Source organism: Streptomyces abyssalis, from assembly GCF_001751365.1.
Lineage (GTDB): Bacteria > Actinomycetota > Actinomycetes > Streptomycetales > Streptomycetaceae > Streptomyces > Streptomyces abyssalis.
In genome coordinates this window covers 957,938-977,426 of the sequence record NZ_LJGT01000041.1, presented here as the reverse complement: position 1 = coordinate 977,426, position 19,489 = coordinate 957,938, and the positions used below count along the sequence as shown (strand labels likewise).

At 72.1% G+C, this 19,489-nt stretch carries 14 protein-coding genes; 11 read left to right on the top strand and 3 right to left on the bottom strand.

Annotated elements, in window-relative coordinates; all coding sequences use genetic code 11:
• Window positions 1–34 precede the first annotated feature (34 nt).
• The 8 genes from AN215_RS25135 (at window position 35) to nrfD (ending at window position 12,016) form a co-directional block, all read left to right on the top strand.
• Entirely contained in the window at window positions 35–994 is a 960-nt protein-coding gene (locus tag AN215_RS25135; protein ID WP_070010873.1) for a coiled-coil domain-containing protein, read from the top strand.
• Window positions 995–1,254: 260 nt separating this feature from the next.
• Window positions 1,255–2,376, top strand: a complete 1,122-nt coding sequence (locus AN215_RS25130) for an ABC transporter ATP-binding protein (protein WP_079123396.1) — start codon at window positions 1,255–1,257, stop codon at window positions 2,374–2,376.
• Window positions 2,377–2,378: 2 nt separating this feature from the next.
• On the top strand, window positions 2,379–3,149 hold the full coding sequence (locus AN215_RS25125; RefSeq protein WP_070010874.1) for an ABC transporter permease: 771 nt from the start codon (window positions 2,379–2,381) through the stop codon (window positions 3,147–3,149).
• A gap of 704 nt (window positions 3,150–3,853) precedes the next feature.
• Window positions 3,854–5,185, top strand: a complete 1,332-nt coding sequence (locus tag AN215_RS25120) for an ATP-binding cassette domain-containing protein (protein ID WP_070031253.1) — start codon at window positions 3,854–3,856, stop codon at window positions 5,183–5,185.
• Complete coding sequence (locus tag AN215_RS25115; protein ID WP_070031252.1) at window positions 5,182–6,219, top strand: ABC transporter permease subunit; 1,038 nt, start codon at window positions 5,182–5,184, stop codon at window positions 6,217–6,219. Before AN215_RS25120 ends, AN215_RS25115 begins: the two co-directional genes overlap by 4 nt.
• A 252-nt stretch (window positions 6,220–6,471) precedes the next feature.
• On the top strand, window positions 6,472–9,741 hold the full coding sequence (gene fdh / locus AN215_RS25110) for a formate dehydrogenase (protein ID WP_070010875.1): 3,270 nt from the start codon (window positions 6,472–6,474) through the stop codon (window positions 9,739–9,741).
• Window positions 9,738–10,781, top strand: a complete 1,044-nt coding sequence (locus tag AN215_RS25105) for a 4Fe-4S dicluster domain-containing protein (RefSeq protein ID WP_171904275.1) — start codon at window positions 9,738–9,740, stop codon at window positions 10,779–10,781. The genes fdh and AN215_RS25105 overlap by 4 nt, the downstream gene beginning before the upstream one ends.
• Complete coding sequence (gene nrfD, locus AN215_RS25100) at window positions 10,778–12,016, top strand: NrfD/PsrC family molybdoenzyme membrane anchor subunit (RefSeq protein WP_079123394.1); 1,239 nt, start codon at window positions 10,778–10,780, stop codon at window positions 12,014–12,016. The genes AN215_RS25105 and nrfD overlap by 4 nt, the downstream gene beginning before the upstream one ends.
• A gap of 388 nt (window positions 12,017–12,404) precedes the next feature.
• Here the strand turns inward: nrfD and AN215_RS25095 are convergent, their stop codons facing one another.
• Both AN215_RS25095 and AN215_RS25090 read right to left on the bottom strand, forming a co-directional pair.
• The gene (locus AN215_RS25095; RefSeq protein ID WP_070010876.1) at window positions 12,405–14,096 is read right to left on the bottom strand and encodes an ATP-binding cassette domain-containing protein; all 1,692 of its coding nucleotides are present in this window, start codon (window positions 14,094–14,096) and stop codon (window positions 12,405–12,407) included.
• Window positions 14,097–14,438: 342 nt separating this feature from the next.
• On the bottom strand, window positions 14,439–14,768 hold the full coding sequence (locus AN215_RS25090; RefSeq protein ID WP_070010877.1) for an ATP/GTP-binding protein: 330 nt from the start codon (window positions 14,766–14,768) through the stop codon (window positions 14,439–14,441).
• A 214-nt stretch (window positions 14,769–14,982) separates the two neighbouring features.
• On the opposite strand from AN215_RS25090, the gene AN215_RS25085 reads away from it, so the two are divergent.
• Window positions 14,983–16,062, top strand: a complete 1,080-nt coding sequence (locus tag AN215_RS25085) for an LLM class flavin-dependent oxidoreductase (protein ID WP_070010878.1) — start codon at window positions 14,983–14,985, stop codon at window positions 16,060–16,062.
• Window positions 16,063–16,158: 96 nt separating this feature from the next.
• On the opposite strand, the gene AN215_RS25080 is transcribed toward AN215_RS25085, so the two are convergent.
• Window positions 16,159–16,551 carry an SCO5389 family protein gene (locus AN215_RS25080; protein WP_070010879.1) on the bottom strand — a complete coding sequence of 131 codons (393 nt, stop codon included), beginning with the start codon at window positions 16,549–16,551 and terminating at the stop codon, window positions 16,159–16,161.
• A gap of 229 nt (window positions 16,552–16,780) precedes the next feature.
• On the opposite strand from AN215_RS25080, the gene nucS reads away from it, so the two are divergent.
• Window positions 16,781–17,452, top strand: a complete 672-nt coding sequence (nucS, locus tag AN215_RS25075) for an endonuclease NucS (protein WP_070010880.1) — start codon at window positions 16,781–16,783, stop codon at window positions 17,450–17,452.
• 219 nt (window positions 17,453–17,671) lie between these two features.
• On the top strand, window positions 17,672–19,429 hold the full coding sequence (locus AN215_RS25070; protein WP_070031251.1) for a hydrogenase maturation protein: 1,758 nt from the start codon (window positions 17,672–17,674) through the stop codon (window positions 19,427–19,429).
• Window positions 19,430–19,489: the final 60 nt, after the last annotated feature.

Below are 19,489 nucleotides of genomic sequence, written 5' to 3'. Positions count from 1 at the left end.
CGTCTGATAACCCGTCTGACTCGACAGGAACCCCATGAGCGACACTTCCTCCCCCTTCGGCTTCGAGCTCGTGCGGCGTGGCTACGACCGCGGGCAGGTTGACGACCGCATCACGAAGCTCGTCGCCGACCGTGACAGCGCACTGTCCCGCATCACCTCGCTGGAAAAGCGCATTGAGGAGCTTCACCTCGAGACGCAGAACGCCCAGGCCCAGGTCAACGACTCCGAGCCGTCCTACGCGGGGCTCGGCGCCCGGGTCGAGAAGATCCTCCGCCTCGCCGAGGAGGAGGCCAAGGACCTGCGGGACGAGGCCCGCCGTGCCGCGGAACAGCACCGCGAGCTGGCCGAGGGCGCCGCGCAGCAGGTGCGTAACGACGCGGAGGCGTTCGCCGCCGAGCGCAAGTCCAAGGCCGAGGACGAGGGCGCGAGCATCGTCGAGAAGGCCAAGGGCGAGGCCACCGTCCTGCGTACGGAGGCGGAGAAGGACGCCCAGTCCAAGCGCGAGGAGGCCGACTCCCTCTTCGAGGACACCCGCGCCAAGGCCGCCCAGGCCGCCGCCGACTTCGAGACCAACCTCGCCAAGCGCCGCGAGCAGTCCGAGCGTGACCTCGCCTCCCGTCAGGCGAAGGCGGAGAAGCGCCTCGCCGAGATCGAGCACCGCGCCGAGCAGCTGCGGCTGGAGGCCGAGAAGCTGCGCACGGACGCGGAGCGCCGTGCCCGTCAGACGGTGGAGACGGCACAGCGCCAGGCCGAGGACATCGTGGCCGACGCCAACGCCAAGGCGGACCGCGTCCGCAGCGAGTCGGAGCGCGAGCTGGCTGCCCTCACCAACCGCCGCGACAGCATCAACGCGCAGCTGACCAACGTGCGCGAGATGCTGGCGACGCTCACCGGTGCGGCCGTCGCCGCCGCCGGCCAGGGCGGCGAGGAAGGCGAGGCCGCGGCCGACGAGGAGTCGGCGGCGCGCAGCGTTCCCGCCCAGCAGTCCCGCTGACGCGCGGCACCGACCGACGCGCAGGCGCGTACGGGCCCGGCACATCTCGTGCCGGGCCCGTAGTGCGTCCGGGGCGCTTCACGTCCGCGGGCGGCCCGGGGCACGTAGGAGACTCCTCGCGTGCCGGGGGCCGCAGACCGGTCCGGCATGTGTGCAATCGCGTGAAAGCGCCGGGAACTGCGGCGACGCCTTGCGCACGCATGTGAGTCGAGCCCGCGCACCCACTGGCATCACGGCCGGTGCACGCATAGCGTCGGTGCATGATTGAGCTGCGCGGGCTGACCAAGCGGTACGGGGACAAGACGGCCGTCGACCATCTCACCTTCAGCGTGCAACCCGGCATGGTCACCGGCTTCCTCGGCCCCAACGGAGCGGGCAAGTCCACGACGATGCGGATGATGCTCGGTCTGGACAGCCCCACCAGCGGCGACGTGCACATCGACGGCAAGCGCTACGACCAGCTCCGCGACCCGCTCAACTACATCGGGGCGCTGCTGGAGGCGAAGGCCGTGCACGGCGGGCGCAGCGCCTACAACCATCTGCTCTGCATGGCGCAGTCCAACAACATCCCGAAGAAGCGGATCAGCACCGTGCTGGACCTGGTCGGGCTCAGCGACGTCGCCAAGAAGCGTCCGAAGGGGTTCTCGCTCGGCATGGGCCAGCGGCTCGGCATCGCCGCTGCGCTGCTCGGCGACCCGAAGATCCTGATGTTCGACGAGCCGGTCAACGGCCTCGACCCCGAGGGCATCCACTGGATCCGCAACCTGATGAAACACCTGGCGTCCGAGGGCCGCACCGTCTTCGTCTCGTCCCACCTGATGAGTGAAATGGCCCTGACCGCCGAGCACTTGGTGGTGATCGGGCGGGGCAAGCTGCTGGCGGACACGTCGATGGCGGACTTCATCGCCAAGAACTCACGCACGTTCGTACGCGTGCGGACCCCGCAGCCGGAGCGGATGCGGGACGTGCTGGGCAGCGTCGGCGTCATGCCGGTCTTCGAGCAGGACGGCGGGATGCAGGTCGAGGGCATCGAGCCCGCCCGTATCGGCGAACTCGCCGCCTGGTACCAGGTCGTGCTGCACGAGCTCAGTCCTCAGAAGGCCTCGCTGGAGGAGGCGTTCATGCAGCTGACCGCGGAGTCCGTCGAGTATCACGCGCAAGATCAGACATCGCCGCAGGGTGCGCCTCAGCGGGGCGGGCCACAGCAGGGCGGCTGGCAGCAGCAGGGTGCGCCGCAGCAAGGCGGACCGCAGCAGGGCGGCTGGCAGCAAGGCGGGCCACAGCAGGGTGGACCGCAGCAGGGTGGACCGCAGCAGGGCGGACCGCAGCAGGGCGGGTGGCAACCGGACCATGGCGGCAATCCGCCCAGGAAGAGGCGATAGACATGCCGCACACCACGCGCGTTCTCCGCTCCGAGTGGACCAAGATCCGCTCCGTGCGCTCGACCCTGTGGACGCTGGCCACGGCGCTGGTCGTGACAGTCGGGCTGTCGGCCGTCTTCTGTGCCCTCACCGCTTCCCAGTTCGACAATCTGGGAGAGCGGCAGCAGGCCACCTTCGACGCCACCCAGACGAGCTTCTCGGGCTCCGTCCTCGGACAGCTCGCGATGATCGCCTTCGGCGTGATGGTCGTCTCCAGCGAGTACAGCACCGGCATGATCCGGAGTTCACTGGCGGCGGTGCCGCAGCGCACCGTCTTCCTCGCCGCCAAGATCTTCGTGGCCACGATGCTGGTGCTGGTGGTCGGAATGATCACCAGCTTCCTCGCCTTCTTCGTCGGGCAGGCGCTGCTGGGCGAGAACAGCGTCTCGATCCAGGACGAGGGGGTGCTGCGGGCCGTGCTGGGCGGCGGTGTCTACATGACGCTGCTCGCACTCTTCGCCATGGGCATCAGCTTCGTACTGCGCAGCCCGCTGCTGGCCTTCGCGATCCTGATGCCGTTCTTCTTCCTCATCTCGAACATCCTCACCGGGGTCAGCGCGACGAAGGACTACGCGCAGTATCTGCCGGACCAGGCGGGCAAGACGCTCACGGCAGTGGTTCCGGAGTCGCTGAACCGTCCGTACGGGCCGTACGAGGGGCTGCTGATCATGGTGGCCTGGACGGTGGCGGCGCTGATCGCGGGCTGGATCGTCCTCAAGCGCCGCGACGCGTAGCCCTTGCCGGGCGGGCACCGGCCGCGTTTTCGGGTGCGGGGTTACGGGGCGCGCGTACGCGCGGCCTCCGCCCGGGGGCCTCACCCGCGTCTCGCGCTCGCGTCTCGCACCCCCGTGCGCAGCCCGGTGCCGCCGGGACCCGGCCGCGTTTCGGATCCGGCCGCACCGCGCGTACCCGGGCCGCGAACCCGCGCCCCGCGCGCGGGCATCGCACACGGCCCGCACCCGGGCCCGGCGCCGCCGGAAGGCACCAGGCCGGGGCCTCGCCCACGGGCCCTGCCGCCGCACCGGCAGCCTCCCCCGCCCCACGACAGCAAGCCCGCCACCCCGACGCGGCAAGAACCAACTCGACGCGGAAACCCCCGCCTTCAACACCACAGCCACCGACCTGGGACCACGACCCCGGCCGCGTTTCGGATCCGGCCGCACCGCGCGTAACCCGGGGCCGCGTACCCGCATCTCGCACGCCGGTCTCACACACCGCCCGCGCCCGGGCCCGGTGCCGCCGGAAGGCACCAGGCCGGGGCCCGGCGGAGGCGTGCGGGTCCGCCCCCCCCCGCCGGGGCACCGGCGGGGACGCGGCGCGGCTCGGGTGGGCCGGTGCCGTTGTAGAAGCCATCGAATGGAACCGAACAGCTGCCTTGTAACCTCCTAGGCCATGTCCGGGGGCTAGCGAGCCCCGAACTTCGTCCAGGGACAAACGGATGATCGAGGCGTACGGCCTGACGAAGCGCTACGGCGCCAAGACGGCCGTCTACAACCTGTCCTTCCAGGTGCGGCCGGGTACGGTCACCGGCTTCCTGGGGCCCAACGGCTCCGGCAAGTCGACGACGATGCGGATGATTCTGGGCCTGGACACCCCCACGGCAGGTCAGGTCACCATCAGCGGCCACCCGTTCCGCAACCTCCCCAACGCCCCGCGCCACGTCGGCGCCCTGCTGGACGCCAAGGCGGTGCACGGCGGGCGGTCCGCGCGCAACCATCTGCTGTCCCTGGCGCAGCTCTCGGGCATCCCGGCCCGCCGCGTGGACGAGGTGCTGGGCGTCGTCGGGCTTCAGCAGGTGGCCAAGAAGCGCTCCCAGGGCTTCTCGCTCGGCATGGGCCAGCGGCTCGGCATAGCCGCGGCGTTGCTCGGCGACCCGCAGGTGCTGCTCTTCGACGAACCCGTCAACGGCCTCGACCCGGAAGGCATCCTCTGGGTCCGCAATCTGATGAAGCAGCTGGCGGGCGAGGGCCGCACCGTCTTCGTCTCGTCCCATCTGATGAGCGAGATGGCGCTGACCGCCGAGCATCTGATCGTCATCGGGCGCGGGCAGATGATGGCCGACACCTCGGTTAAGGAGTTCATCGCGCAGAACTCGGTGGGCTTCGCCCGCGTCCGTACGCCCGAGGGCGATCCCGGGCAGCAGGAGAAGCTGACGTCTGCCGTGGCCGAGGCCGGCGGGCAGGTGCAGCCCGAGCAGGACGGCGCGCTGCGCGTCGTCGGCCTGCCGCTGCCGCAGATCAGCGAGCTGGCGCACAACGCGGACGTACGGCTGTGGGAGCTGTCGCCGCATCAGGCGTCCCTGGAAGAGGCGTACATGCGGCTGACGCAGGGCGCGGTGGACTTCCGCTCCACCGCCGACCAGCGCGCCGGCCTGCAGCACCAGCAGCAACAGCAGATGCCGGCGGCGCAGCTCGGAGTGCCCATGGGACCGGGTGCGCCGGGCGCACCGGGAGCACCGGCCGCCCCTGGAGCGCCCGGTGCCCCCGCGGCGCCGGGCGGCGCCTGGGGACCTCCGCCGGGCGGTGCGCCCATGCCGCAGGGCGGGCCGTACGGAGGCGCAGGCGCACCCGGCTACGGACCGCCGCCCGCGCCGGACGGCGCGGCACCGGACCCGTACGCGCACGTGGCCGCGCAGCAGCCGCAGGGCGGCCCGCCGCCGGTGCCGCCGACGCCGGGCGCGGGCTCGGCGCCCGCAGCGCCCCCGGCGCCCGCTCCGCCCGCCGCCCCCTCCGACGCTTCCCGGCCCGACAGCGAGGACCACGCCCGATGAGCACGCCGAACCACCAGCCGCAGGCACAGGCTCAGGCTCAGCAGCCGTACCAGGCCCAGCAGCAGCAACAGCCGTACCAGGCCCAGGAGTACCAGCCGCAGCCCGGCGCCCCGCAGGCAGCCACGGCGACGGCGACGGCGCCGCACGCCGCCCCCCAGGGGCACGGCGGCCCTCCGCCCGGCGGCGGCTACGCCTCCCCCATCCCCGTCACGCGCACCCACCTCGGACACGCGATCGTTTCGGAGTGGACGAAGATCCGCTCGGTCCGCTCCACGGTGTGGACCCTCGGCGTCATGTTCGTCCTCGTCGTCGGCATCGGGCTCCTCACGGCGCTCGGTCTGCAGGGCAACGAGTTCGTGGGGATGCCGCTTCTCGCCCCGGGCCTCTTCGGGCTGATGCTCGGGCAGATCTGCATCATCACCCTCGGCGTGCTGGTCGTCACCTCCGAGTACGGCACCGGCATGATCCGCACCACCATGACGGCCTGCCCCAGGCGGGGCCGCGTGCTGATCGCGAAGTCGCTGATCTTCTTCCTGCTCGCGTTCGTGATGACGACGGTGGCCTGCTCGGTCACCGCACTCATCAACTCCACGATGCTCAGCGGCCAGAAGGTCCCGCCGTACGCGGCGAAGGTGGAGGCGCTGAAGGACTCCGTTGAGAGCGGCGAACTGGTCGCGAGCAGCAGCCAGTGGCTCGGTGCCACCGTCGGAGCCGGACTGTACGTCGCGCTCCTGGGCCTGCTGGCGCTGGCGGTCGGCGCCCTGCTCAGGCACTCGGCCGGGGCGATCACGCTGATGATGGGACTCGTGCTCCTGCCCCTGGTTCTCGCCCTGTTCATGGTGGGCGAGACGCTGGAGAAGGTGCGCGAGGTCCTCATGGAGTACTCGCCGCTCAACGGCCTCGCGTCGCTCTACCGCATCCCCATGTCCGAGGATCAGACCGCCACGGGCTGGCCGCTGCTGGGCATCCTCGCCGCCGTGACGGCAGCCGCGCTCGTGACCGCCTACACGCTGCTCAACCGACGGGACGTGTGACGCCGCCGCGCGTACGCACACGGGTTCGTACGCGCGGCGGGTGCTGAACGTGTCGTACCCGCGGCGGGCCCGCGCGACGCCTCGCACGCGCGACGGGCCCGCCCGGTCGCACAACGGCCCGCCCGCAGAGCGGACCCGCCCGCACAACGGCCGCCGCTCCTCCGTGCCTTCTGCCGGTCCCTCACGCGTAAACACGGGCGAGAGGGGCACTGGTTCCGCGCGATCACATGGACGCGCGGACGGAGGACGTCGATGGGTGTGCGCACCTGGCTCGAAAGCTGGCCCGTGTACCGGCAGCTCACCGGGGACGATCCGCTGGGGCGCGGCGCCGCTGCGTCCTCCGCGTACACACGCGGGCTGCGGCCCCGCACCGAGGACGCGGACAAGGTCGTGAAGTCGGTCTGCCCGTACTGCGCCGTGGGCTGCGGGCAGAACGTGTACGTCAAGGACGGCGAGGTCGTCCAGATCGAGGGCGACCCCGACTCCCCCGTCAGCCGCGGCCGGCTCTGCCCGAAGGGCGCGGCGACGCTCCAGCTCACCACCGGCGACGCCCGCCGCCACCAGGTGCTCTACCGGCGTCCGTACGGCACCGACTGGGAACGCCTGGACCTGGAGACCGCCATGGACATGGTGGCGGAGCGCGTGATCCGTACGCGCCGTGAGACTTGGGAGCAGGAACACGAGGGGCTGCGTGTCAACCGGACCCTCGGCCTGGCGACGCTGGGCGGAGCCGCGCTCGACAACGAAGAGAACTACCTGATCAAGAAGCTCTTCACGGCTCTGGGCGTGGTCCAGGTGGAGAACCAGGCGCGGGTCTGCCACAGCTCGACGGTCGCCGGCCTCGGCACGTCCTTCGGGCGCGGCGGCGCCACAACCTTCCTGCAGGATCTTCAGAACTCCGACTGCATCGTCATCGAGGGCTCCAACTTCGCCGAGGCGCACCCTGTCGGGTTCCAGTGGGTGATGGAGGCGAAGGCGCGCGGCGCGAAGGTGATCCACGTCGACCCGCGCTTCACACGTACGAGTGCGCTGGCCGACCTGCACGTGCCGATCCGTGCCGGAACCGACATCGCCTTCCTCGGCGGCATCGTCAACCACGTGCTCAGCACAGGCTCCGAATTCCGCGACTACGTCCTCGAATACACCAACGCCGCGACCATCGTGGGCGAGGACTTCCAGGACACCGAGGACCTCGACGGCCTCTTCTCCGGCCTCAACCCGGAGACCCGCCGCTACGCGATGGAAGGCTGGCAGTACGAGGGCGGAGGCACCATACAGTCCGCCTCCGGTGAGCGTGACGCGCTGTACGACGTGCGCGTGCACGGGCACCGCACCCCGGCGGGCGCCGGGAAGGCGGAGGCGCACGGTTCCGGCGGACCGCCCCTGGCGGACGAGTCCGAGTCGCGGCAGGACCGTACGCTCCAGGACCCGCGCTGCGTCTTCCAGATCCTCAAGCGGCACTTCTCCCGCTACACCCCCGAGATGGTGGAGGAGACCTGCGGCATCCCCCAGGAGACCTTCCTGCAGGTGTGCCGGGCCCTTGTCGAGAACTCCGGCCCGGAGCGCACCAGCGAGTTCTGTTACGCCGTCGGCTGGACGCAGCACACCGTGGGCGCCCAGTACATCCGTACGGCCTGCATCCTGCAGCTGCTGCTCGGCAACATCGGCCGTCCCGGCGGCGGCATCCAGGCCCTGCGCGGCCACGCCAGCATCCAGGGCTCCAGCGACATCCCCACCCTCTTCAACCTGCTGCCGGGCTACATCCCGATGCCGCACGCGCACGAGAACGAGGACCTGGACAGGTTCATCGAGGCCGTACGGGCCGGCAAGGGCTACTGGGGCAACATGCGCTCCTACTTCGTCAGCCTGATGAAGTCCTACTGGGGCGAGGCGGCCACGGAGGAGAACGACTACTGCTTCGACCACCTGCCCCGTCTCACCGGCTCGCACAGCACGTACGACACCGTGCTCAACCAGCTCGACGGCGTGTGCAAGGGCTACTTCCTCATGGGGGAGAACCCGGCCGTCGGGTCGGCCAACTCCCGTATGCAGCGCCTGGGGATGGCCGAGCTCGAATGGCAGGTCGTACGGGACTTCTCGCTCGTCGAGTCGGCCACGTGGTGGAAGGACGGCCCGGAGATCGAGAGCGGGGAGCTGCGCACCGAGGACATCGGCACCGAGGTCTTCTTCTTCCCCGCCGCGTCCCACACCGAGAAGGCGGGCTCCTTCACCAACACCAACCGGATGCTGCAGTGGCACCACGCGGCGAAGGAGCCCGACGGGGAGGCCCGCAGCGACCTCTGGTTCATGTACCACCTCGGCAGGCGCATCCGGGAGCGGCTGGCGGACTCCACGGACCCGGTGGACCGTCCGCTGCTCGACCTCACCTGGGACTACCCGACCGAGGGCCCGCTCAAGGAGCCGAGCGCCGAGGCGGTGCTCGCAGAGATCAACGGCCACGGCGCGGACGGCCGTCCGCTCTCCCGCTACCAGCAGCTGAAGGACGACGGCTCGACCTCCTGCGGCTGCTGGATCTACTGCGGCGTCTACGCGGACGGCGTCAACCAGGCGGCACGCCGGAAGCCCCACACCGAGCAGGACTGGATCGCCGCCGAGTGGGCCTGGTCGTGGCCGGCCAACCGCCGCATCCTCTACAACCGCGCCTCCGCCGACCCCGACGGCAACCCCTGGAGCGACCGCAAGGCCCTGGTGTGGTGGGACGAGGAGCAGCGCCGCTGGACCGGGCACGACATCCCCGACTTCATCGCGGACCGGCCGCCGTCCTTCCGGCCGGAGCCGGGCGCCACGGGCCCCGACGCGCTCAGCGGCGTCGATCCCTTCATCATGCAGGCCGACGGCAAGGGCTGGCTGTACGCGCCGGCCGGCCTCCTCGACGGGCCGATGCCCACGCACTACGAGCCGCAGGACTCCCCCGTCGCCAATCCCCTCTACGGGCAGCAGCGCAGCCCGGTGCGGCAGCTCTACGCGGACGGGCACAACCGCTACCACCCCAGCGGGGCGGAGGCGGGGTCGGACGTCTTCCCGTACGTCGTCACGACGTACCGCCTCACGGAGCACTTCACCGCGGGCGGCATGACCCGCTGGTCCCCGTATCTGGCGGAGCTGCAGCCGGAGTTCTTCTGCGAGGTCTCGCCGCAGCTGGCCGCCGAGAGGGGCCTGGAGCACGCGGGCTGGGCGACGGTCGTCACGGCGCGCGGCGCGGTGGAGGCCCGGGTGCTGGTGACGGAACGCATGTCTCCGGTACGGGCGGGCGGCCGCACCGTCCACCAGATCGGCCTGCCCTACCACTGGGGCCGTAACGGCTATGCGACGGGCGATTCCGCGAACGAGCTGACGTCGATCGCCCTCGACCCGAACGTGCACATCCAGGAGGTCAAGGCCCTCACCGCCGACATCCGTCCGGGACGCAGGCCCCGCGGCCCGGATCTGCTCCGGCTGCTGGAGGACTACCGCGACCGCGGCGGCATCGGCGAGACGACGGGAACGGAGGTACGGGGATGAGCTCGCTCATCGGGCGCAATCTGCTGGCGGGTGCCGAGAAGGATCCCGCCGGGGACGCGGGCCACGGAGCTCCCGGCGCCCCCGGTGAACACCCGCCGCGCGTGGGCTTCTTCACCGACACCTCCGTCTGCATCGGCTGCAAGGCGTGCGAAGTCGCCTGCAAGGAGTGGAACGCCATCCCGGAGGACGGCCTCGACCTCACCGGCATGAGCTACGACAACTCCGGGGGCCTGGGCGCCTCGACGTGGCGGCACGTCGCCTTCATCGAGCAGAGCAAGCCCCTCGGGCAAGCACACGCGGACGTCGGCCACGGCGACATGGACGTCCTCGCGCTCGCGGCGCAGGGCTCGGGCACGCACCCCGTCGAAGACGGTTCCGCCGCGAACACACCCGCCGCGCCCGCCGCCGACGGGACGGACGGCGACGGCGGCCAGGACCGCGGCGAGCTGCGCTGGCTGATGTCCTCCGACGTCTGCAAGCACTGCACGCACGCCGCCTGCCTAGACGTGTGTCCCACCGGGTCGCTCTTCCGCACCGAGTTCGGCACCGTCGTCGTGCAGGAGGACATCTGCAACGGCTGCGGCTACTGCGTACCGGCCTGCCCGTACGGCGTCATCGAGCAACGGCCGCACGACGGCCGGGCGTTCAAGTGCACGATGTGCTACGACCGGCTCGGCGCCGGCCAGGAACCGGCGTGCGCGAAGGCGTGCCCCACCGAGTCCATCCAGTTCGGGCCGCTGGACGAGCTGCGGGTGCGGGCACAGGAGCGCGTCGACCAGCTGCGTGAGGCAGGGGTGAGCGACGCGCGCCTGTACGGGCACGACCCGGAGGACGGCGTCGGCGGCGACGGGGCGTTCTTCCTGCTGCTGGACGAGCCCGAGGTGTACGGGCTGCCGCCGGACCCCGTCGTCACCACGCGCGACCTGCCCGGCATGTGGCGGCACGCCGGGGCGGCCGCGCTCACGCTGCTCGGCGGGCTGGCGGCCGTGTTCGCGGCACACGGCCGCAACGGCGCACCGGTGAGGGGGTTCCGGCGATGAGCGGCGAGACCGGCGGCAGCGGCGACGGCCGTACGAGCGGCGACGGCCAGGGGCGCCGGAGCGGCTACAAGCCCGGCCAGGTGTACGGAAATCCCGCCGAGGAACGGGAGTCCGGGAGCGTCGCGGACGTCACGAAGGAGGGACAGAGCGACGTACGTCCCGGCCGTGCCGCACTCGTCGGCGGCCAGGACCTCACCGACGGACACGGCGACGGAGCCGGCGACCGCGGGGCCACCGGCGTCGCCGCGATCACGGGAAGGAGCAAGCCGAAGGGCACAGCCAAGGGCAGGCACCGCGGCGGCAGGCGGCGCGGCCGCAAGGGCGAGCGGACGGTCGTGCCGGAGGCCGAGTTCACCTCGTACTACGGCAGGCCCGTGCTCAACCAGCCCGCGTGGCAGCCCTTGAACATCGCCGGCTACTTCTTCCTCGGCGGTCTCGCCGGTGCCGGCTCGGTGCTCGCGGCGGGTGCCGAGCTGACCGGACGTCCCGTCATGGCCCGTGCGCTGAAGACCTCCTCGGCCCTCGCGGTCGCGGGTTCGGCCGCGGCCCTCATCCACGACCTCGGCCGCCCCGGACGGTTCGTCAACATGCTCCGGGTCTTCAAGCCGACCTCGCCCATGAGCGTCGGATCGTGGGTGCTCGCGGTGTACGGGCCGGTCTCGGGCGCCGCGGCCCTGTGCGCGCTCGGCGGGCGGCTGCCGCGTGTGGGCCGTGCCGCGACCGCCGGCGCGGCGCTGATCGGGCCTGCCGTCGCCGCGTACACGGCGGTGCTCGCGGCGGACACGGCGGTGCCGGGCTGGCACGACGGCTACCGCGAGCTGCCGTTCGTCTTCGTCGGGTCGGCGGCAACGGCCGCCTCCGGCATGGCACTTGCGATGTCGCCGACCGCCGAGAACGGCCCGGCGCGCAGCGTGGCACTCGCCGGGACCGCACTGGAGAACGCCGCGATGAAGGCCATGGAGCGCAGGCTCGGATTGGTCGCCGAGGTCTACCGCAGCGGTCCCGGCGGGCGCTGGATGCGCGCCGCCGAGGCGCTGTCGGCCGCGGGCGCGGCCGGGGCGGCGCTGCTCGCGGGCCGCAGCCGCGTCGCCGCGGGCGCGAGCGGACTGGCCCTCCTCGCCGCCTCGGCGTGCACGCGGCTGGGCGTCTTCCACGCGGGCATGGAGTCGTCCAAGGACCCGAATTACACGGTCATCCCCCAGCGGGAACGCCTGGACGCCGCGTCCGGCTCATGAGCCGGACGTCGTTCCCCGCGCCTTGCGGCCCCGGGGTGAGCGGAGGACTTGCTGCCGGACCCGTGCACGGGGCGGCTGACGCTCCGCCTGGTCTTCCCCAGAACCTCCGGCCTGGGAGGAAGTCCCCGGCGGAGGCAGGGGAGTTCCCGGGAGTTCCCCCTGCAACGGCCCGGCCCCCGACCGCGCGAGTCCGGCGGCCCGGAGACGTCTGCCACCGGCACGCCGGCCGAACACCGGACACGTCTCCCCACGCGGCCGGCCGGCACGCTGCCGGACCCTCACACGGCGCGTCCCCGACCGCTGCGGCGGCCCACGCTCGCCGCAGCGACGCGGGACCACGACGGCGCCGGACCGGCGCCCCGGGGACGGCCGCCGGCGGCGCGTCCGGTCAGACGCCGGCGCTGTCTCCCGGCGACGCCAACGCCTCCCGGACCTCGTCCGCGGGGATCTCCCGCAGCTCCTCCCCGACGAGCAGCCAGCGGGTGATCCCCACCGCTTCGAGGAAGGGCAGGTCGTGGCCGGCGACCAGCAGCGCGCCTTCGTACGAGGCGAGCGCGCCCGTGAGCTGCCGTACGCCCGCGAGGTCGAGGTTGTTGGTCGGCTCGTCCAGCATCAGCAGCTGCGGCGCGGGCGCGGCGAGCAGCATCGCCGCCAGGGCCGCCCGGAGGCGTTCTCCGCCGGAGAGCGTCCCGGCCGGCTGTTCGGCGCGCGCCCCCTTGAACAGGAACCGCGCCAGCTGGCCGCGGATGTGGTTGTCCGTCACCCCGGGAGCGACGCGGGCCACGTTCGCGGCGACGCTGAGCTCGTCGTCCAGCACGTCCAGCCGCTGCGGGAGGAACCGCAGGGGTACGAACACCTCGGCATGTCCGGAGCGGGGTTCGGCCTGACCGGCGAGAGTGCGCAGCAGCGTGGTCTTGCCCGCTCCGTTCCGCCCGACGAGCGCGATCCGCTCGGGCCCGTGCACGTGGAGGTCCGCCTCGCGCAACTTCCCGTACCGGGGGCGCAGTTCGCGCAGGCTCAGGACCCTGCGGCCCGCGGGCACCGCCGTGCTGGGAAGGCCGATCCGGATCTCCGCGTCGTCGCGCACGGCCTGCTCCGCCTCCTCGCGCCTCTCGCGCGCCGCGCCGAGGCGGTCCTCGTGCAGGCCGCGCAGCTTGCCCGCGGACTCCTGCGCCGACCGCTTTCGCTCCCCCGCGACGATCTTCGGGGCACGCCGCTGGGCGTCCATCTTCCGGCTGTTGCGCCGGCGGCGTGCCAGCTTGGTCTCCGTCTCCTCCAGCTCACGCTTCTGGCGGCGTACGTCCGCGTCCGCGGCGCGCAGCATCCGTTCGGCCGCCTCCTGCTGGGTCGCCAGCGCGTCCTGGTACGCGGACCAGCCGCCCCCGTACCAGCTGACGGAGCCGGAGCGCAGCTCAGCGATGCGGTCGACGCGCTCCAGCAGCTCACGGTCGTGGCTGACCACGACGAGGACGCCGGAGCGCCAGGAGTCCACGGCCTCATGGAGGCGGCGGCGCGCGAACAGGTCGAGGTTGTTGGTCGGCTCGTCCAGCAGCAGCACGTCGGGACGTTCCAGAAGCAGCGCCGCCAGCCGCAGCAGCACCGTCTCGCCCCCGGACAACTCGCCGACGGCACGGTCCAGTCCGGCGCCCTCGAGCCCGAGCGAACCCAGGGTCGCCAGGGCCCGCTCCTCGACGTCCCAGTCGTCGCCGACGGTCTCGAAGTGCTCCTCGCTCACGTCCCCCGCCTCGATGGCGCGCAGCGCACGGCGCCTCCCGGCGATGCCGAGGGCCTCGTCGACGCGGAGCCCCGTGTCGAGGGTGACGTTCTGCGGGAGGTGGGCGAGGGTGCCTGCGGCGCTCACCGATCCCTGGGCGGGACGCAGCCGGCCGGCCAGCAGCCCCAGCAGGGTCGACTTGCCGGAGCCGTTGGCGCCGACGAGGCCCGTCCGGCCGCGGCCGACGGTGAGCGAGAGCCCGTCGAAGACGACGGTGCCGTCGGGCCACCGGAAGGACAGGGCGGAGCAAGTCACGGAGGAACCGGGCGGGTTGGGGCCGTGCCGGTTGTGATCGGTACTGGTCATGGTGTCTCGCAGTCGCGTGCGTGGTGGTCGGCGGGCTTCGTGTGCGAGCACCACGCGGCTGCGGAACCGTGCGCACCGGGAGACGGGCGCGGTCCCGGCCCTGAGGGGGCGGGAGGGACGGCTCATGCACCGAGGTCGCATCCACGCGAGGTCACGGGCGGCGGAGAAGGCCGGCTCGGCGTGACAGTGCTACGGACGGTTCCGTAGCGCGCGGTGATCGCGGACCTCAGATGCGCAACGTCCACCTCTATCGGAGACGACAGGACCCTTGAACTGTACGCGGTACCGAGGTGCCCCGGCAGCGGGACTGCTCCCGTACCGGCGTACCGGCGCACCGCGGCCTCAGTGGCGGGGCGCGTTGCGCGAGCGCTGCACACGCGCACCGCGCCGGTCACGTGCGTTCCAGCAGGCCTTGTGCCAGTGGCGCCGGTCCTCCACGTCGCCCATCCGCGGCCACGCCACCACGTGCGGCACCCCCGCCGGGATCTCCTGGTCGCAGCCCGGGCAGCGGTACCGCTTGCCCGTCGCGCCCCCGATCTGCCGTACGGCCCACTCCTCGCCGCGCCACTCCTCGGTGCGCTCGATCCCGTAGCGCGTGCCGGACCCCTCCTCGCGGTCGTCGGCGGAGGGCTTGGCTGAACCGCTGCGAGGGCGGTTACGACGCGGCGACACGGGACACCTCGGGAGTTCGGAAGGCGGGTGTCTCCACAGTAGCCACAGACGGTCCGTACGCACTCGGTCCCGGCGCACGAACGGACGGATCGAGTCCGCAGCCTGTTGTCACGTGCCGTTCATCGGAAGAATCGGTGACCCCGAGGCCGTGCCTTTGGCACGTGTCAGCCGTTAATGCCTGCAGGGGACGGGACGCTCAAGAGGACGGAGCAGCATGCGAGTTGGAGCATTCGTGCTGGCCGCGCAGTTCCCCGGGCAGGGTCAGAGAGAGCCGCTGCACCGCGCGGTCCGTACAGCGGAGGCCGCGGAGGAGTCGGGGCTCGATTCCGTCTGGCTCGCTGAGCACCACTTCGTTCCCTACGGCGTCTGCCCGTCGGCGGTGACGTTCGCCGCGATGCTGCTGGGGCGCACGAACCGTATCGGTGTCGGGACCGCGGTCTCGGTGCTCCCCAACGCGCATCCGGTCGCCCTCGGCGAGCAGGCCGCGCTGCTGCACCTCACCTCCGGTGGCCGCTTCACGCTCGGTGTCGGACGGGGAGGGCCCTGGGTCGACCTGGAGGTGCTGGGCGGCGGGCTCGACGCGTTCGAGCACGGCTTCCCGGAGTCCCTGGACCTGCTGCTGCGCTGGCTGCGTGAGCCCCGCGTCGGCGCCGACGGCGAGCGCTACCAGTTCCGTGAGGTCGAGGTGGTCCCGCGGTGCGAGGAGCCCTTCGTCCCGGCACAGGGCGCCTCGGACGAGCCGGCTCCCAGCCGTCCCGTGGTGGTCGTCGCCTGCACCTCACCGGGCTCCGTCCGGCTCGCGGCACGGCGCTGTCTGCCGATGCTTCTCGGCATGCACTGCGACGACGAGGAGAAGGCCGAGGTCATCGCCATGTGGCGCCGCGAGGCGCGGGAGGCCGGTAAGGATCCGCAAGCCATCGAGACCGCGGCCGCACAGCACGTGTCCGCCGGGGTCGCTCAGGTCGGCGACAACACCCGGGAAGCGGTGGAGTCGCTGACGAAGGCGATGCCCGGCTGGTTCCGCGAGGGGCTCGGTGCCCACCGGACGGTGGACGGACGCCACCGCACGATGCGCGACCCGCTCAGCTACACCGAACTGCTGTGCCGGCTGCACCCGGTGGGGACGCCCCGGCTGTGCGCGGACCGGCTCGCCGCGACGCGCGAGCGCACGGGCATCGACCGTTTCGCCCTCCTCGTCGAGGGCACGGGCGACCTCGCGGCGACGGAGCGGAACGTGCACCGGCTGGGCGGGGAAGTCCTGCCGCTCCTCCCCACCGGCAGTGAACTCCCTTGAGCCTCGCCGCCGTTCGCGAACCCCGCGGCCCCGCACGGCACGCTGCCGCCACCCGCTTGAGCAGCGGCAGCGTGGCCCAGATGACGCTCCGCGGCGTCAGCAGTCGCGAAGCGTGGGCGACTGGTTGAGCAGCTGGCCACGCACCGAAGTGAAGCGCGTGAGTCTTTCGTCCACCGCGCCGTCCAGTGGGAAGACGGCGACACGGTGACAGTTCTGGAAAGCGAGCCGTACTCCGAAGTGACGTTCCAGCGAGCCGCGTATCGCGTCGCTGGCCAGAGCCCGCAGAAGCTGGCCCCGGGCCTGCTCGTCCGGCGGCGGCGTCTGGTTGTCGGCGAACTCGCCGCCGTCAACCTTGAGCCGGGCCACCAGGGTGCTGATCATCTCCCATGCGTATGGGAGGGACGTACGGACGCAGTCGACGAAGTCACGCTCGTCGACTTCGCCCCTTTCTGCCTGAGCCAGCAGATGCGGTGAGACGTCGAGCGACATGGGTTCTCCTCTCGCGACCCCAGGGGATATGGGGTCTTCCGGATGGATTGGAAGGGAACCGCTCGGCGCCGGGTGATCATACGACTCCGTACGGCGACACCCCCCATCGTTAACGTTAAGGGGCGCAGAGTGACCGCACCATGCGAATGGGCATACATCCGGCCACAGTCGAAGAGGGCCATCGGGGGCGAATCGCATCGCGGCGGAGCGTCCAGTAGCGTGACCGCTCATGCGTCTCGTCATCGCCCGGTGCTCCGTCGACTACGCCGGCAGGCTCACCGCTCATCTCCCCCTGGCTCCACGGCTGATCCTGGTCAAGGCCGACGGGTCGGTGTCCGTGCACGCGGACGACCGGGCCTACAAACCCCTCAACTGGATGTCGCCGCCGTGCACGGTGAAGGAGTCCGAGGAGGACACGGGCCCGGTCTGGACGGTGCAGAACAAGGCGGGCGAGAAATTGATCATCACCATGGAGGAGATCCTCCATGACTCCTCGCACGAACTCGGCAGCGACCCAGGGCTCATCAAGGACGGCGTCGAGGCGCATCTCCAGGAGCTGCTCGCCGACCGCATGGAGACCCTGGGCGACGGCTGGACGCTGATCCGCCGCGAGTATCCGACGGCCATCGGTCCGGTCGACATCCTCTGCCGCGACGAGGCGGGCGCCACGGTGGCAGTCGAGATCAAGCGCCGGGGCGAGATCGACGGAGTCGAGCAGCTGACCCGCTATCTCGACCTGCTCAACCGCGACCCCCATCTCGCCCCGGTCAAGGGCGTGTTCGCCGCACAGGAGATCAAGCCGCAGGCCCGTGTGCTCGCGTCCGACCGCGGCATCGGCTGCGTCACCCTCGACTACGACTCGCTACGCGGCATCGAGGACGACAAGCTCCGGCTCTTCTGAGGACGGCCGGTCCGGGCCTCCGAGCGAGCGGCCCGCGCGGCCCCGGGCAGCCCGTGCGGCCTCCGGAGGACTGATCCGTTCTTCTGAAAAGCACACGTCCGTACGGGTCGTGTACCTGCCACACACCTCAGGGATCACGGAAGGCTCCGGCGTCCCCGGATAGCGTCCGAGGCTGCCCGCGCCGGGAGCCGCCCGGCGCCCCGGACCCGGGAGAGTGCTGTGCGTATTTTGCTCGTGGCCAGCGCGTTCAACAGTCTCACCCAACGCGTGTACGCCGAACTGACCGACCTCGGCCATGAGTTGGACACGGTGTGCGGCGGGGGCGACGATGCCGTACGGGAAGCGGTCCGCAGACACGGACCCGAGCTGATCATCGCGCCGATGCTCCGGACGGCGATCCCCGAGGACGTGTGGTCACGGTACGTCTGCCTCGTCGTCCACCCCGGCCCCCCCGGCGACCGCGGCCCCTCCTCCCTCGACTGGGCCATCTCCTCCGGCGCCCGCCACTGGGCGGTGACGGTGCTTCAGGCGGAGGCCGAGATGGACGCCGGGGACATCTGGGCCACGGTCCCCTTCGCCGTACCGGAGACCGGCAAGAGCGACGTCTACCGCAACGAGGCGGCGGACGCCGCGACGGCCGCCGTGAGACTTGCCGTCGGCCGCTTCGCCTCGGGCGACTGGAAGCCGCAGCGCCAGGACGAGATCGCCGCCGAACCGTGCCCGCGCCCGTACTTCCGTCAGGAGCTGCGCCGCATCGACTGGGCAGCGGACTCCTCCGGGACCGTGCTGCGCAAGCTCCGCGCGGCCGACTCCCAGCCGGGCGTGCTCGACGAACTGCTCGGCGCGGAGTGGTTCCTGCACGGCGGACACCCCGAGGACGTGCTGCGACCGCGCGCCGCGCCCGGCGAGATCGTGGCGACGCGGGCGGGCGCGGTGTGCCGTGCGACGCGCGACGGCGCCGTGTGGATTCCCGAGCTGCGGCCGCGCCGGAAGCCGGGCGGGCCGGCCACGTTCAAGATGCCGGCGGTGGACGCGCTGGGCGCACGCCTGCCCCGTTCCGTGCCCGAGGTGCCCGCCGGGGCGGCACCGTCAGCCGGGGAATCCGGCAGTGGGTCCGGCAGTGGGAACGGCAGAGCGAACGGCGCCGGCCGGAGCGACATCCGCTACGAAGAGCGCGGCGGGGCCGGGTTCGTCTGGTTCTCCTTCCCGGGCGGCGCGATGAGCAAGGACCACTGCCGCCGGCTGCTGGCGGCGTACCGGCACGCCCTGTCCCGCCCCACCCCGGTGCTGGTGTTCGGCAGCCGCCGCGACTTCTTCTCCAACGGCATCCACCTCGGTGTCATCGAGGCGGCAGCCGATCCGGCCGAGGAGTCCCGGGCGAACATCGACGCCATGGACGACCTTGTCGAGGCCGTACTGCGCACCACCGACCGGCTGGTGGTCGCCGCCCTCGGCGGCAACGCCGCGGCCGGCGGGGTCATGCTCGCGCTCGCGGCGGACGAGGTGTGGTGCCGGGCAGGAGCCGTGCTGAACCCGCACTACCGGCGCATGGGCCTGTATGGGTCGGAGTACTGGACGTACACGCTCCCCCGCCGCGTCGGCCCGGAGGCGGCGCGGCGCCTCATGCGTGAGGCGCTCCCGATGAGTGCGGCGGCCGCGGCCGGAGCCGGGCTGGTGGACCGTCTGGTGGCCGCCGCGCCCGGGGACTTCGCAGGTGAGGCGCAGCGGATGGCGGCAGAGCTGGCACAGGCGGGCGGACTGGCGGAGCGGGTGGCCGCCAAGGCCGCGGCCCGCGCCCGTGACGAGGCGGCGAAGCCGCTGGCCGACTACCGCAGGGAGGAACTGGCAGAGATGTACCGCCAGTTCGCCGGGCGGCACGAGCCGTACCACGCACTGCGCAGGGCGTTCGTACGCAAGGAGCCGGTGCCGGCGGCGGACGGGGCGGGCGGAACGGGGGATGCGGGCGGGCGCGGCTGACGGAGCGCGGCGGCCGACGGCGGCCCGCCGGAGCCGTGCCCCGGCAGGCCGGGGCAGTCC

Excerpts from the sequence above, each read along its gene's own strand:
- AN215_RS25135 (WP_070010873.1), top strand. The coding sequence starts at position 35 with ATGAGCGACACTTCCTCCCCCTTCGGCTTCGAGCTCGTGCGGCGTGGC.
- AN215_RS25130 (WP_079123396.1), top strand. The coding sequence starts at position 1,255 with ATGATTGAGCTGCGCGGGCTGACCAAGCGGTACGGGGACAAGACGGCC.
- AN215_RS25125 (WP_070010874.1), top strand. The coding sequence starts at position 2,379 with ATGCCGCACACCACGCGCGTTCTCCGCTCCGAGTGGACCAAGATCCGC.
- AN215_RS25120 (WP_070031253.1), top strand. The coding sequence starts at position 3,854 with ATGATCGAGGCGTACGGCCTGACGAAGCGCTACGGCGCCAAGACGGCC.
- AN215_RS25115 (WP_070031252.1), top strand. The coding sequence starts at position 5,182 with ATGAGCACGCCGAACCACCAGCCGCAGGCACAGGCTCAGGCTCAGCAG.
- fdh (WP_070010875.1), top strand. The coding sequence starts at position 6,472 with ATGGGTGTGCGCACCTGGCTCGAAAGCTGGCCCGTGTACCGGCAGCTC.
- AN215_RS25105 (WP_171904275.1), top strand. The coding sequence starts at position 9,738 with ATGAGCTCGCTCATCGGGCGCAATCTGCTGGCGGGTGCCGAGAAGGAT.
- nrfD (WP_079123394.1), top strand. The coding sequence starts at position 10,778 with ATGAGCGGCGAGACCGGCGGCAGCGGCGACGGCCGTACGAGCGGCGAC.
- AN215_RS25095 (WP_070010876.1), bottom strand. The coding sequence starts at position 14,096 with ATGACCAGTACCGATCACAACCGGCACGGCCCCAACCCGCCCGGTTCC.
- AN215_RS25085 (WP_070010878.1), top strand. The coding sequence starts at position 14,983 with ATGCGAGTTGGAGCATTCGTGCTGGCCGCGCAGTTCCCCGGGCAGGGT.
- AN215_RS25080 (WP_070010879.1), bottom strand. The coding sequence starts at position 16,551 with ATGTCGCTCGACGTCTCACCGCATCTGCTGGCTCAGGCAGAAAGGGGC.
- nucS (WP_070010880.1), top strand. The coding sequence starts at position 16,781 with ATGCGTCTCGTCATCGCCCGGTGCTCCGTCGACTACGCCGGCAGGCTC.